This is a genomic window from Mycobacterium seoulense (genome assembly GCF_010731595.1).
Taxonomy (GTDB): Bacteria; Actinomycetota; Actinomycetes; order Mycobacteriales; family Mycobacteriaceae; genus Mycobacterium; species Mycobacterium seoulense.
In genome coordinates, this window is record NZ_AP022582.1 from 5,247,450 (window position 1) to 5,259,817 (window position 12,368).

At 68.1% G+C, this 12,368-nt stretch carries 15 protein-coding genes and 1 pseudogene; 8 read left to right on the forward strand and 8 right to left on the reverse strand.

Annotated features, from left to right (window positions below; all coding sequences use genetic code 11):
• Positions 1–167: 167 nt before the first annotated feature.
• The 7 genes and pseudogenes from rfbC to G6N37_RS24500 all read right to left on the reverse strand — a co-directional run bounded on the left by rfbC (position 168) and on the right by G6N37_RS24500 (position 6,735).
• Positions 168–776, reverse strand: coding sequence for a dTDP-4-dehydrorhamnose 3,5-epimerase (gene rfbC / locus G6N37_RS24475; protein ID WP_163685463.1), 609 nt, complete (start codon positions 774–776; stop codon positions 168–170).
• A gap of 1 nt (position 777) precedes the next feature.
• Entirely contained in the window at positions 778–1,773 is a 996-nt protein-coding gene (gene rfbB / locus G6N37_RS24480) for a dTDP-glucose 4,6-dehydratase (protein WP_163683959.1), read from the reverse strand.
• Positions 1,774–1,799: 26 nt separating this feature from the next.
• Positions 1,800–2,666 (reverse strand): LLM class F420-dependent oxidoreductase, encoded by an 867-nt coding sequence (locus G6N37_RS24485; protein ID WP_163683961.1) that lies wholly within the window; start codon positions 2,664–2,666, stop codon positions 1,800–1,802.
• Positions 2,667–2,690: 24 nt separating this feature from the next.
• Positions 2,691–3,533 (reverse strand): LLM class F420-dependent oxidoreductase, encoded by an 843-nt coding sequence (locus G6N37_RS24490; RefSeq protein ID WP_163683962.1) that lies wholly within the window; start codon positions 3,531–3,533, stop codon positions 2,691–2,693.
• A 29-nt stretch (positions 3,534–3,562) separates the two neighbouring features.
• On the reverse strand, positions 3,563–4,159 hold the full coding sequence (locus tag G6N37_RS26720; RefSeq protein ID WP_372514739.1) for a sensor histidine kinase: 597 nt from the start codon (positions 4,157–4,159) through the stop codon (positions 3,563–3,565).
• Positions 4,160–4,696: 537 nt separating this feature from the next.
• Positions 4,697–5,056 (reverse strand): annotated as a pseudogene (locus G6N37_RS26725) (cyclic nucleotide-binding domain-containing protein); the annotation flags it as partial.
• Entirely contained in the window at positions 5,053–6,735 is a 1,683-nt protein-coding gene (locus G6N37_RS24500) for an FAD-dependent oxidoreductase (RefSeq protein ID WP_163683964.1), read from the reverse strand. The pseudogene G6N37_RS26725 and the gene G6N37_RS24500, both read right to left, overlap by 4 nt.
• Positions 6,736–7,009: 274 nt before the next feature.
• Between G6N37_RS24500 and infA the strand changes: the two genes are divergently transcribed.
• From infA to truA, 8 genes are all read left to right on the forward strand, one after another.
• On the forward strand, positions 7,010–7,231 hold the full coding sequence (infA, locus tag G6N37_RS24505) for a translation initiation factor IF-1 (protein WP_003418601.1): 222 nt from the start codon (positions 7,010–7,012) through the stop codon (positions 7,229–7,231).
• 42 nt (positions 7,232–7,273) lie between these two features.
• Positions 7,274–7,387, forward strand: coding sequence for a 50S ribosomal protein L36 (gene rpmJ, locus G6N37_RS24510; RefSeq protein ID WP_003879483.1), 114 nt, complete (start codon positions 7,274–7,276; stop codon positions 7,385–7,387).
• Between the two features lie 171 nt (positions 7,388–7,558).
• Positions 7,559–7,933 carry a 30S ribosomal protein S13 gene (rpsM, locus tag G6N37_RS24515; protein ID WP_163683965.1) on the forward strand — a complete coding sequence of 125 codons (375 nt, stop codon included), beginning with the start codon at positions 7,559–7,561 and terminating at the stop codon, positions 7,931–7,933.
• A gap of 6 nt (positions 7,934–7,939) precedes the next feature.
• On the forward strand, positions 7,940–8,356 hold the full coding sequence (gene rpsK / locus G6N37_RS24520; protein ID WP_067203479.1) for a 30S ribosomal protein S11: 417 nt from the start codon (positions 7,940–7,942) through the stop codon (positions 8,354–8,356).
• Between the two features lie 11 nt (positions 8,357–8,367).
• Positions 8,368–8,973: a 30S ribosomal protein S4 gene (gene rpsD, locus G6N37_RS24525; protein WP_163683966.1), complete on the forward strand. Its 606-nt coding sequence runs from the start codon at positions 8,368–8,370 to the stop codon at positions 8,971–8,973.
• A 73-nt stretch (positions 8,974–9,046) separates the two neighbouring features.
• Positions 9,047–10,090: a DNA-directed RNA polymerase subunit alpha gene (locus G6N37_RS24530; RefSeq protein ID WP_083175653.1), complete on the forward strand. Its 1,044-nt coding sequence runs from the start codon at positions 9,047–9,049 to the stop codon at positions 10,088–10,090.
• A 117-nt stretch (positions 10,091–10,207) separates the two neighbouring features.
• Complete coding sequence (rplQ, locus tag G6N37_RS24535) at positions 10,208–10,870, forward strand: 50S ribosomal protein L17 (protein WP_163683967.1); 663 nt, start codon at positions 10,208–10,210, stop codon at positions 10,868–10,870.
• A complete protein-coding gene (gene truA / locus G6N37_RS24540) occupies positions 10,848–11,708 on the forward strand; it encodes a tRNA pseudouridine(38-40) synthase TruA (protein WP_163685466.1) in 861 nt (286 codons plus the stop codon). Before rplQ ends, truA begins: the two co-directional genes overlap by 23 nt.
• On the opposite strand, the gene G6N37_RS24545 is transcribed toward truA, so the two are convergent.
• Complete coding sequence (locus G6N37_RS24545) at positions 11,705–12,325, reverse strand: cutinase family protein (protein ID WP_163685468.1); 621 nt, start codon at positions 12,323–12,325, stop codon at positions 11,705–11,707. The genes truA and G6N37_RS24545 overlap by 4 nt on opposite strands.
• Positions 12,326–12,368 lie beyond the last annotated feature (43 nt).

Here is a 12,368-nt window from a genome sequence, read left to right on the forward strand (position 1 = left end):
ACGCCCGAAAAGGCGGATACGCGTCCCCCCGAATCACCGATTCCACCACTTATCGGGGGTGAGTGAGGCCGACTTAGGCAAATTGAGGTCCACGCATTTCTTGCGGGCGGTGACCAACCGAACGCTTGGTTGTTTCCGGACCGGACGGCAACGGTCCGGCCGCGCGCTTATTGGTGACGCATCCCGCCGATGAAGCGCTGGGTCTCCGCCCAGCTGGGCAGAAGCCCCGCGGCGCGCACTTCTTCGAAGCCGGGGGCCGCGGCGTCGCGGTCCGACAGGCTGGGGGCGGCGCCGTTAACCAGCGGCCACTCGATCCCGATCGCCGGATCGGTCGCACAAATGGTGTGCTCGCGCCGTGGGTCGTATTCGGCCGAGCACAGATACATCACCGTCGAATCGTCCTGCAAGGCAAGGAAGCCGTGCCCCAGGCCCTCGGAAAGGTAAATCGTCCTGCGGTCCTTGTCGTCGAGCAGCACGGAATCCCACTGCCCGAATGTGGGCGAACCCTCGCGGATGTCCACCACGACGTCGAACACCGAGCCGCGCACGCACGTCACGTATTTGGCCTGGCTCGGCGGCAGCTCGGCGAAGTGCAGCCCGCGCAGCACCCCGGCGGACGAAACCGAGCAGTTCGCTTGCCGGACATCGAAGCGGTGACCGGCGAACTCGGTGAACCCGCGGTCGGTAAGCCATTCGAAGAACAGGCCACGGGAATCGCCGTGAATGGCGGGGGTGATCTCCCAGGCTCCGGGAATGGCGAGCTCGCGCACCTTCATCTCACTGACCACGCTCTTCGTAACGGGCTTCCGCGGCGTCTTTCAGAGGGCGCCACCAGGATTCGTTGGCACGATACCAGTCAATGGTGGCGCTCAGGCCCTCCTCGAAATCGGTATGCTTTGGCGCCCAACACAGTTCGTCGTACAGCATCGACGGGTCGATGGCGTAGCGCAGGTCGTGGCCTACCCGGTCGGTCACGTGGTCGAAGTCGTCGGGTTCGCGGCCCATCATCTTCAACAGCGTGCGCAGCACGCTGAGGTTGTCGCGCTCGCCCTCGGAGCTGATCAGGTAGGTGCGGCCGATCTCGCCCTTTTCCAGGATGCGCCGCACGGCGCTGTTGTGATCGTCGACGTGGATCCAGTCGCGCACGTTGGCGCCGCTGCCGTACAGCTTGCACCGCCGGCCGGTGAGCACGTTGGTGATCTGGCGCGGAATGAACTTCTCCACGTGCTGATATGGCCCGTAGTTGTTGGAGCAGTTCGAGATCGTCGCGCGCACGCCATACGACCGCACCCAGGCCCGGACCAGCATGTCGGCGCCGGCCTTGGTCGCCGAGTACGGGCTCGAGGGGTTGTAGGGCGTCGACTCGGTGAACCGGTGGGGATCGTCGAGCTCCAGGTCGCCGTAGACCTCATCGGTCGAAATGTGGTGCAGCCGCACGCCGTGGCGCCGCACCGCTTCCAGGATGGTGAACGTCCCGACCACGTTGGTGTGCAGGAACGGGCCCGGATCGTCCAGCGCGTTGTCCACGTGGCTCTCGGCGGCGAAGTGCACCACGGCGTCGGACTCGGCCACCAGCCGGGAGACCAGCCCGGCGTCGCAGATGTCGCCCACCACCAGCCGGATGGCGTCTGCGACGTCGGCCAGGGACTCCCGCCGGCCGGCGTAGGTGAGGGCGTCGAGCACCGTGACGGAGTCTTCGGGGTGCTCGCGGACGGTGCTGTGCACGAAGTTCGCGCCGATGAACCCAGCGCCGCCGGTGACCAGTAGCCGCATGGTCAAACCCTAACCGAGCGCGCCGGTCAGCTTGCGCGAGTCAACCCCAGCGGCCCGGCCAATTCGCCCAGCCCCGACACCAGCGCGTCGTCGTCCTGGCTGTCCAGCACCTGGACGGCGACGTGATCGGCCCCCGCGTCCAGGTGTTCGCGGAGTCGTTGCGCGATCGCCTCGGGCGTGCCGTAGGCCACCACCGCGTCGATCAGCCGGTCGCTGCCCGGCTTGCGGACGTCGGCTTCGGTGAAGCCCAGCCGCAGCCAGTTGTTCACGTAGTTGCTCAGGTCCAGGTAGAAGTTCGCGTACCGGCGGCCGACCGCGCGGGCTTTCTCGGCGTCGGTGGTGAGCACGACCTTGTGTTCGGGCGCCAGGAACACGGAATTCCCGATCAGTTGGCGCGCCTTGGCCGTGTGTTCCGGGGTGGTCAGATACGGGTGCGCACCGGCGCTGCGCTGCGCCGCCAGCCGCAACACGCGGGGCCCGAGCGCCGCGAGCACCCGGCGGCTGGTTGGCACCATCCCCGAGTCGAGCTCGTCGAGGTAGGCGACCAGCGCGTCGTACGGCTTGACGTACTCCTGGGTGTGCTCGGGATGCCCGACCCCGATGCCCAGCAAGAACCTTCCCGGATAGGCGTTTTCGATGCGCTGGAAGGATTCGGCCACCCGCTTGGCGGGCGCGGTCCAGATGTTGACGATCCCGGTGGCCAGCTGCAGCGACGCCGTCTGCTCCAGGGCCGGCTCCACCCACGACAGCTCGGCGTCGGGTGAACCGCCGATCCACGCGGCGCCGTAGCCCAGCGACTCGATCCGTGCCGCCAGTCCGGGGGTGATGGAGCGGCTGGGCAGCCAGACGCCGACGCGGCCCAGGTTGGGTTTGAGCGCTACCGGCTCGGTCATCTACGTCCCCTCGTACGTCGTCTGCTAGCTCAGTCCGAGCGGCCCCGCCAATTCGGCCAGCGCCGGGACCAGGTTTTCATCCTTCGTCAAGACCTGCACGGGCACGTGGTCGGCGCCGGCGTCGAGGTGCTGTTTGAGGCGGGCGGCGATCGCGTCGGGCGTGCCGTAGGCCACCACCGCGTCGACCAGGCGGTCGCTGCCCGGCTTGGTGACTTCCTCGTCGGTGAATCCGAGCCGTTTCCAGTTGTTGCGGTAGTTGGCGAGCTGGAAATAGATGTCGAGCGCCCTGCGGCCCACCGTGCGGGCCTTCTCGGCGTCGGTGGTCAGCACGGCCTTGTGCTCGGGCGCCAGGAACGCCGACGGGCCGATCAGCTCGCGCGCCCGCGCGGTGTGCTCGGGTGTGGTGAGGTACGGGTGTGCCCCCGCGGAGCGCTCCGCGGACAGCTTGAGCACGCGGGGGCCGAGCGCGGCCACCACGCGGCGGTTGGCGGGTACGCCGTAGTCGTCGAGCTGCTGCAGGTATTCCGTCAGCGCGTCGTACGGCTTGCGGTACTCGGCGTGCGCCTCGGGATGGCCGACGCCGATACCCAACAGGAAGCGGCCCGGGTAGGCCTTGTCGATGCGCTGGAACGACTCGGCCACCGGCTTGGCCGCGGCCGTCCAGATGTTGACGATGCCGGTGGCCACCTGCAGGGTGGTCGTCGCTTCGAGGATGGGCTCCACCCAGGCCAGCTCGGCCGGCGGCGAGCCGCCCACCCAGACGGCCCCGTAGCCCAGGGCTTCGATGTCTTTGGCTTGTTGAGGCGTGACGCCGCGTCCGAACGATCCGAACCGGCCGAGGTTGGGCTTGCTCGCTGCATCGGTCATGGTTGTTCCCAACCGGCCGGATGGTGCCGCTATTCCGGGAGGTCCACATCCGCCGCCGGCGGCGCCTCGAGCGGCAGCAGCACGATGAACCGGGTATCGCCGGGCACCGATTCCACGCGCAGATCCCCGCGGTGCTTCTTGACGACGATGTTGAACGCCAGGTCCAGCCCCAGCCCGGTGCCTTCGCCGAACGGTTTCGTGGTGAAGAACGGCTCAAAGATGTGCTCGCGCACGTCCTCGGGCACGCCGGGGCCGGTGTCGCAGATCTCGACGCGGGCCATGTTCTCGCCATCCCGGCAGGTGCGCACGGTCAGCGTGCCGCCGGTGTCGCGCATCGCGGCGATGGCGTTGTCGATGATGTTGGTCCACACCTGGTTGAGATCGCCTGGATAGCAAGGGATTTGGGGAAGCGACTGGTCGAAATCCTTGACCAGGGTGATCGCGGGGTGGTTACCGGCGTCCTTGCTCCCGTCCTTGGTCAACCGGTCGGCGAACATCACCAGCGTGCTGCGCAGCAGTTCGTGGATATTGGCCACCTGGAACGGGGCCCGATCCAGCTGCGAATACTGTTTGGCGTCGGCGACCAATGCCGAAATCCGTTTGCTCGCTTCCAGAATCTGGTTCATCAGCAGCTCGCTCTCGATGGTGTAGTTGATCCACCGGATCGCCTCCTCCAACGATGTCGACGCGAGTTCCTCGCTGACCGTGGAAATTCGCTCCAGCCAGTCGGTGTCGATGCCGCCCTCGACGAAGGTCGGCGCGATGTCCCAGCCGCCCTCGACGCCGTGCTCTTCCAGCCAGTCGCCGACGGCGTCCTCGCGATCGGCGGTTTCCATCGCGCTGAGGTGTTCCGTCGCCGACTTTGCCACCTGCTCGGCCACCCCTTGCTGGAGGTGGACGAGTGCGCTGAGCGCCTCGGGGCTGACGGTGCCGTCGGCGAGCATGGCCAGCTTGCCCCGCATCCCGGCGACCCGGCCGCGCAGGTCGGCCGCCGCGCGGGCGATGGCCGCCGCGGGGTTGTTCAGCTGATGGGTCAGCCCGGCCGACAGCCGGCCCAGCGCCAGCAGCTTCTCCCGGTTGTCGATGATGCGGCGGGTCCGGTCGGTGCCGACGGCGATGCCGTCGAGCAGGTGGACGGCCATCGGGAACTGGTCCTTCATGAACTGGGCGAACACCGGCGCGTCCATCACGAAGAACCGCGACGGCTTGGTCACGTGCACCGAGGCGTCGTAGCTCTTCTGCTTCCCGCCGGTGAACGCCCGCCATGCCCCGCAGTAGACACCGCGCTGCGACGTGCGGTTCGTTTCGATGTCCTGTCCGCCCGAAAGCTTGGACATCGTCAGCTCGCCGTCGATCAGGACGTAGAAGCAGGTCGCCGGCTCACCCTCGACGCAGATCGGGCCCGGTTGGTAGTTCTCGATGTGCCCGTTGGCGCACAACACCGCCAGCTGCTCGTCGGTCAGCGCCTCGAACAGGAACAGGCTGCGCAGCTCGTCGGGCTGGCACGGCGTCCTGGCGCTCATGACTCAGCCAGGTAGCGGTGCACCAACATCACGGCCATCGATCCCTCGCCGACCGCGGCAGCCACGCGCTTGGCGGACTCGGCGCGCACATCGCCGGTGGCGAACACGCCCGGCACGCTGGTCTCGAGGTGGTGGGGCGGGCGGTCCAGCGTCCAGCCGCACACGTTGCGCAGGTCCGGTCCGGTGAGGACGAAGCCGTGGGGGTCGCGGGCGAGCACCCCGTCCAGCCACTCGGTGCGCGGCGCGGCGCCGATGAAGATGAACATGCGGGCGCAGGTCACGTCCTGGGTTTCCCCGGTCCGGTTGTCGACCAGGGTGAGCCGCTCCAGGTGGTCGGCCCCGACGGCGCGGCGCACCTCGGTGCAGGTGCGCACGGTGATGTTCGGACGCTCGCGGATCTGCTGGATCAGGTAGTAGGACATCGAGGCGTCCAAGGACGGTGCCCGTACCACGATGGTCACCGATTTGGCCTCCCGGGACAGGTACATCGCGGCCTGGCCGGCGGAGTTGGCCCCGCCGACGACGTAGACCTCCTCGCCCGCGCATTCCGGCGCGATGGAGACGGCCGCCCCGTAGTAGACCCCGCGGCCGGTCAGCTCGCCGCAGCCCTCCGCGGGCAGCTGGCGGTAGGCGACGCCGGTCGCCAGGATGACGGCGTGCGCGTCGATCGAGCCGCCGTCGGCGAACCGCACGGTGCGCTTGGGGCCGTTGACCTCCAGCGCCGTCGCGGTGCGGGCGGTGATGAGCTCGGCCCCGAACTTCTCGGCCTGCCGCCGCGCGCGGTCGGCCAACTGGCCGCCCGACACCCCGTCGGGGAAGCCCAGATAGTTCTCGATCCGCGAGCTCTGGCCCGCCTGGCCGCCCGTCGCGGTGCGTTCGATGAGCACCGTGCGCAGCCCCTCCGAGGCGCCGTACACGGCGGCCGCCAGGCCCGCCGGCCCGCCGCCGACGACGATCAGGTCGTAGAACTCCTGCGACGGCGTGGTGGTCAGGCCCAGGGTGTCGGCCAGCTGCGCGTCGGTGGGTTCGACGAGGGTGTCGCCGCGCTCGGTGACGACGACGGGCAGCCGCAGGCCGTCCTCGCCGGCGGCCTTCAGCAACCGCTCGCCGTCGGGGTCGTCGGCCATGAACCACGAGTAGTGCAACCCGTTGCGGGCCAGGAAGTCGCGGACCTGCCAGGACCGCTCCGACCAGCGGTGCCCGATCACCTTGGTGTGCGGGACCGGGTGTTCCGGCGCCGCCCGCCACGCGTCCAGCAGCGCGTCGATGACGGGATAGAACTTCTCCTGCGGCGGATCCCACGGCTTGAGCAGGTAATGGTCCAGGTCGACGACGTTGATCGCGTCGATGGCGGCGTGGGTGTCGGCGTAGGCGGTCAGCAGCACTCGCCGCGCGGCCGGGTACAGGTCCATCGCCTGCTCGAGGAATTCGATGCCGCTCATCTGCGGCATCCGGTAGTCGGCGATCATCACCGCGACCGTCTCGCCGCGCAGCTTGAGCTCCTTGAGCGTCTCCAGGGCGTCGGGGCCCGACTCGGCCCGCACGATCCGGTGCCGGTCGCCGTAGTGGCGACGCAGATCGCGCGCCACCGCACGCGAGACAGAAGGATCGTCGTCGACGGTCAGCAGGACCGGCTTGCGAGGCTGAAGGGAGGCGGCGGGGCTCGCGGGGCTCGTCATCGGGTTCAAGTATGCCCTCGTCAGGGCCCTCGCGGCAGGTCGAGGAGGCGCCTCGGCGGGGGGCGGGATTTCGCCGTCCGCGATTTTGGGTCAGGGGCCTGACCGGGTATCGTGGGACAACGGTGCGTCATCCGCGCCGACTTTTTGCGTGCCCTGTCTTAGGAATTCCTGGAATTTCCTGCCCTTGGCTCACGTTTCAAGTCGGGCGAATGCTGCGCCGGTAATGGGCGCACATCAGGGATACGAAACCAAAGACGAGGATTGCTGAACAGTTATGGCCAAGAAGGACGGTGCCATAGAGGTCGAGGGCCGCGTGGTCGAGCCCCTGCCCAATGCGATGTTCCGCATTGAGCTGGAGAACGGTCACAAGGTGCTCGCCCACATCAGCGGCAAGATGCGGCAGCACTACATCCGCATCCTGCCCGAGGACCGGGTGGTGGTGGAGCTGTCTCCCTACGACCTGTCCCGGGGCCGCATCGTGTACCGGTACAAGTAGAAGCCCGATTCGGACAACGAGAAAGAACAGGATCGAACAGCCGTGAAGGTGAACCCCAGTGTCAAGCCGATCTGTGACAAGTGCAGGGTGATCCGTCGGCATGGGCGGGTCATGGTGATCTGCTCCGATCCGCGTCACAAGCAGCGCCAAGGCTGACCAGCCCGAAGCGCCTGCCGCACAACTGAATGCAGACCTCCCAGTACCACTGAGCGGATACGCCGCTCAGCCACGCCCGGACGGAGGCCGGGCCCCGACGCCGGAATCGTTTTTCCGGCAGGGAACGGACTGGGATAAGACCTCCGCCTAGAAAAAGAGGAAACGCCACCTATGGCTCGATTAGTAGGCGTCGATCTTCCGCGCGACAAGCGGATGGAGATCGCGCTGACCTACATCTTCGGCGTCGGCCGTACCCGGTCGAACGAGATCCTGGCAGCTACCGGGATCGACAAGAACCTGCGCACCAGGGACCTGACCGACGACCAGCTGACCCACTTGCGCGACTACATCGAAGCGAATCTCAAGGTGGAGGGTGACCTGCGCCGCGAGGTGCAGGCCGACATTCGCCGCAAGATCGAGATCGGCTGCTACCAGGGCCTGCGGCACCGCCGCGGCCTGCCGGTGCGCGGCCAGCGGACCAAGACCAATGCGCGCACCCGCAAGGGCCCCAAGCGCACCATCGCCGGCAAGAAGAAGGCCAGGTAATCGCCCATGCCACCAGCCAAGAAGGCATCGTCTGCCCCCAAGAAGGGGCAGAAGACCCGCAAGCGGGAAAAGAAGAACATTCCGCACGGTGCCGCGCACATCAAGAGCACGTTCAACAACACGATCGTGAGCATCACCGACCCGCAGGGCAACGTCATCGCCTGGGCGTCGTCGGGCCACGTCGGCTTCAAGGGCTCGCGGAAGTCGACGCCGTTCGCGGCGCAGCTCGCCGCCGAGAACGCCGCGCGCAAGGCGCAGGAGCACGGCGTGAAGAAGGTCGACGTGTTCGTCAAGGGCCCGGGCTCGGGCCGGGAGACGGCGATCCGCTCGCTGCAGGCGGCGGGCCTCGAGGTCGGCGCCATCTCCGATGTCACCCCCCAGCCGCACAACGGCTGCCGTCCGCCCAAGCGGAGAAGGGTCTAGGGAATAGATCAATGGCTCGTTACACCGGACCCATCACCCGCAAGTCGCGCCGGCTGCGTACCGACCTGATCGGGGGCGACCAGGCCTTCGAGAAGCGCCCCTACCCGCCCGGCCAGCACGGCCGCGCGCGGATCAAGGAAAGCGAATACCTGCAACAGCTGCAGGAGAAGCAGAAGGCCCGCTTCACCTACGGCGTCATGGAGAAGCAATTCCGCCGCTACTACGAAGAAGCGAGCCGGCAGCCCGGCAAGACGGGTGAGGAGCTGCTCAAGATTCTGGAAAGCCGACTGGACAACGTCGTCTACCGGGCCGGGCTGGCCCGGACGCGCCGGATGGCCCGCCAGCTGGTCAGCCACGGCCACTTCAGCGTCAACGGCGTGCACGTCAACGTCCCCAGCTACCGGGTGTCGCAGTACGACATCATCGACGTGCGGGACGGCTCGCTGAACACGGTGCCGTTCCAGATCGCACGGGAGACGGCGGGCGACCGCCCGATTCCCAGCTGGCTGCAGGTGGTCGGGGAGCGCCAGCGCATCCTGATCCACCAGCTGCCCGAGCGGGCGCAGATCGACGTGCCCCTCGCCGAGCAGCTGATCGTCGAGTTCTACTCGAAGTAGCAAGACTTCCGCACACTGGTGCGGAACCAACGGCATCAAATAGCGGGTGCCGAGAAGGAGAAGAAGAAACACCATGCTGATCTCTCAGCGACCCACCCTGTCGGAGGAAGTCCTCACCGACAACCGCTCGCAGTTCGTCATCGAGCCCCTCGAGCCCGGATTCGGTTACACCCTGGGCAATTCGCTGCGCCGGACGCTGCTGTCGTCGATTCCCGGCGCGGCCGTGACCAGCATTCGCATCGACGGCGTGCTGCACGAGTTCACCACCGTCGCCGGGGTGAAGGAAGACGTCACCGCGATCATCCTGAACCTCAAGAGCCTGGTCGTGTCCTCGGAGGAGGACGAGCCGGTCACCATGTACCTGCGCAAGCAGGGCCCGGGCGCGGTCACCGCGGGTGATATCGTGCCGCCCGCCGGTGTCACGGTGCACAACCCCGAGATGCACATCGCGACCCTGAACGACAAGGGCAAGCTGGAGGTCGAGCTCGTCGTCGAGCGTGGCCGCGGCTACGTGCCGGCGGTGCAGAACCGGGCCTCCGGTGCCGAAATCGGCCGCATTCCTGTCGATTCCATCTACTCGCCGGTGCTCAAGGTGACCTACAAGGTCGACGCGACCCGTGTCGAGCAGCGCACCGACTTCGACAAGCTGATCCTCGACGTCGAGACCAAAAGCTCGATCACCCCGCGCGACGCGCTGGCGTCGGCCGGTAAGACGCTGGTCGAATTGTTCGGCCTGGCGCGCGAACTCAACGTCGAGGCCGAGGGCATCGAGATCGGGCCGTCGCCGGCCGAGGCCGACCACATCGCCTCGTTCGCGCTGCCGATCGACGACCTGGACCTGACGGTGCGGTCGTACAACTGCCTCAAGCGCGAGGGTGTGCACACCGTCGGCGAGCTGGTGAGCCGCACCGAGTCCGACCTGCTCGACATCCGCAACTTCGGTCAGAAGTCGATCGACGAGGTGAAGGTCAAGCTGCACCAGCTGGGCCTGTCGCTCAAGGACAGCCCGGCGAGCTTCGACCCGTCGCAGGTCGCGGGCTACGACGTGGCCACGGGCACGTGGTCCACCGAGGGCGCCTACGACGACCAGGACTACGCGGAAACCGAACAGCTGTAAAGGCCGTCCGGTGACGATGCGGCCGTGCAGCGGCCGCTGAGGAACCGGACACAACTGGTGAAAGTCCGTCCCGGCCCTACCTGATACGGGGGCCGGCCCCAATGAGGAGATAGCGCAATGCCCAAGCCCACCAAGGGCCCCCGCCTCGGCGGGTCGTCTTCCCACCAGAAGGCCCTGCTGGCCAACCTGGCCACGTCGCTGTTCGAGCACGGCCGGATCAAGACGACCGAGCCCAAGGCGCGTGCCCTGCGGCCGTATGCGGAGAAGCTGATCACGCATGCGAAAAAGGGCACGCTGCACAACCGTCGAGAGGTGCTCAAGAAGATCCGCGACAAGGACGTGGTGCACGCCCTGTTCGCGGAGATCGGGCCGTTCTTCGCCGACCGCAACGGCGGTTACACCCGCATCATCAAGGTCGAGCCGCGCAAGGGTGACAACGCCCCGATGGCGGTCATCGAGCTGGTGCGGGAGAAGACGGTGACGTCGGAGGCCGACCGGGCGCGTCGCGTCAAGTCTTCCAAGAAGTCCGACGCGCCCGTCGCCGCGGCGGCGGCCCCCCAGGCGGCGGTCGAGCCCGAGGAGGCCGTCGGCCCGACGGCCGAAGAGGTGACCGAGCCGGCCGAGGCCGAGGCAACCGAGGCCACCGAGGCCACCGAGGCCGCGGAACCGTCGGAGGCCTCGGAAGCCGAAGCCAAGGCCGCGGAGAAGGCCGACAAGGCCGTCGCCGCGAGGGCCGAGGCCGAGAAGGCCGCCGAGGCTGACGAGGCTGACGAGAGTTAGCGAGGCCGTCCGTCTGCGGCTCGACATCGCCTATGACGGAACGGATTTCGCGGGCTGGGCTCCTCAGTCCGGCCAGCGCACCGTCGCCGGAGTGCTCGACGAGGCGCTGACGACCGTCTTCCGCGCGCCGATGCGGCTGCGGGCGGCCGGGCGCACCGACACCGGGGTCCACGCCACCGGTCAGGTGGCCCACGTCGACGTGCCGCCGGCCGCGCTGCCGAACGCCTACCCGCGCTCGGCGCGCGCCGGCGAGTCGGAGTTCGAGCCGCTGGTGCGCCGGCTCGGCCGGTTCCTGCCCACCGATGTGCGGGTGCTCGACATCGTCCGCGCCCCTGCGGGTTTCGACGCCCGGTTCTCGGCGCTGCGGCGCCATTACACCTATCGGCTGTCGACGGCGCCGTACGGCGTGCGGCCGCAGCAGGCCCGCTACGTCACCGCCTGGCCGCGTCCGCTGGATGTCGACGCGATGGCCGCCGCGTCGCGAGACCTGCTGGGATTGCACGATTTTGCGGGGTTCTGCCGGCACCGGCCGAACGCCACCACCATCCGCGACCTGCAGCGCCTTGAGTGGTCGCGCGACGGTGACCTGATCACCGCGCACGTCACCGCCGACGCGTTCTGCTGGTCGATGGTGCGCTCGCTGGTCGGCGCGCTGCTGGCGGTGGGTGAGCACCGCCGTCCGGTGTCGTGGTGTGCCGAATTGCTCAGCGCCACAAGCCGTTCCAGCGACTTCGCGGCCGCGCCGCCGCACGGGCTGACGCTGGAACGCGTCGACTATCCGCCCGACGACCAACTCGAGGCGCGCAACCTGGTCACCCGGGACCTGCGCACCCGCTAAACCTTGCTCGCGACGAAAGCCGCGGCCTGGTTGGTCAATCCGGGCACGTAGCTCAGGTGGGCCGCCCACCGGTTGCCGGGCGAGCAGATCGGGTCGCCCGGGTTGCACAGGTCGATGGTCTTGCCCCCGAATTCCGGGGTCAGGGCGCTCATCAGCTGGCCCGCCCGGCCCGACGGGTTGCCGAACAGCGCCACGGCGGCGACGTGATCGGCGGCGCCGGCCGGCAACGGCTGGCGGAAGCCGAGGCCGGGCAGCGGTGCGGCCGTGACGATGTCGATGACGGCCGCACCCTGGGAGTAGCCGCCGAGCACCAGCTTGGTGTTGGGGCAGTTACCGGCCATCTGCTGGATGTGGTTGCTGGCGTCGTTGGCGCCGTCGGCGGCCGCGAGGAAGTCCTTGTTCGCCGGGTAGTTCACCCCGTACGCCCCAACGCTTTTGCCGGTCTGCTGACGCAGCGCGTTGACGAAGGCCCCGCCGACTTTTCCGACACCGGGCGGCTCGTCGGTTCCGCGGGCGAAGACCACCTCGACGCCGGGGCAGGAGGCGAAGGCCTGCGGAAGCAGTTGGGGAGCAACCACTATCGCCGCCCCCGCGAGCAGCCCGGCGCCCAGCGTCAACGGAATGAGCCTCACCCCACGATGTTAGGGGCGCGTTGATCGC

Excerpts from the sequence above, each read along its gene's own strand:
- rfbC (WP_163685463.1), bottom strand. The coding sequence starts at position 776 with ATGAAGGTGCGCGAGCTCGCCATTCCCGGAGCCTGGGAGATCACCCCC.
- rfbB (WP_163683959.1), bottom strand. The coding sequence starts at position 1,773 with ATGCGGCTACTGGTCACCGGCGGCGCTGGGTTCATCGGCGCGAACTTC.
- G6N37_RS24485 (WP_163683961.1), bottom strand. The coding sequence starts at position 2,666 with ATGACCGAGCCGGTAGCGCTCAAACCCAACCTGGGCCGCGTCGGCGTC.
- G6N37_RS24490 (WP_163683962.1), bottom strand. The coding sequence starts at position 3,533 with ATGACCGATGCAGCGAGCAAGCCCAACCTCGGCCGGTTCGGATCGTTC.
- G6N37_RS26720 (WP_372514739.1), bottom strand. The coding sequence starts at position 4,159 with ATGAACCAGATTCTGGAAGCGAGCAAACGGATTTCGGCATTGGTCGCC.
- G6N37_RS24500 (WP_163683964.1), bottom strand. The coding sequence starts at position 6,735 with ATGACGAGCCCCGCGAGCCCCGCCGCCTCCCTTCAGCCTCGCAAGCCG.
- infA (WP_003418601.1), top strand. The coding sequence starts at position 7,010 with ATGGCCAAGAAGGACGGTGCCATAGAGGTCGAGGGCCGCGTGGTCGAG.
- rpsM (WP_163683965.1), top strand. The coding sequence starts at position 7,559 with ATGGCTCGATTAGTAGGCGTCGATCTTCCGCGCGACAAGCGGATGGAG.
- rpsK (WP_067203479.1), top strand. The coding sequence starts at position 7,940 with ATGCCACCAGCCAAGAAGGCATCGTCTGCCCCCAAGAAGGGGCAGAAG.
- rpsD (WP_163683966.1), top strand. The coding sequence starts at position 8,368 with ATGGCTCGTTACACCGGACCCATCACCCGCAAGTCGCGCCGGCTGCGT.
- G6N37_RS24530 (WP_083175653.1), top strand. The coding sequence starts at position 9,047 with ATGCTGATCTCTCAGCGACCCACCCTGTCGGAGGAAGTCCTCACCGAC.
- rplQ (WP_163683967.1), top strand. The coding sequence starts at position 10,208 with ATGCCCAAGCCCACCAAGGGCCCCCGCCTCGGCGGGTCGTCTTCCCAC.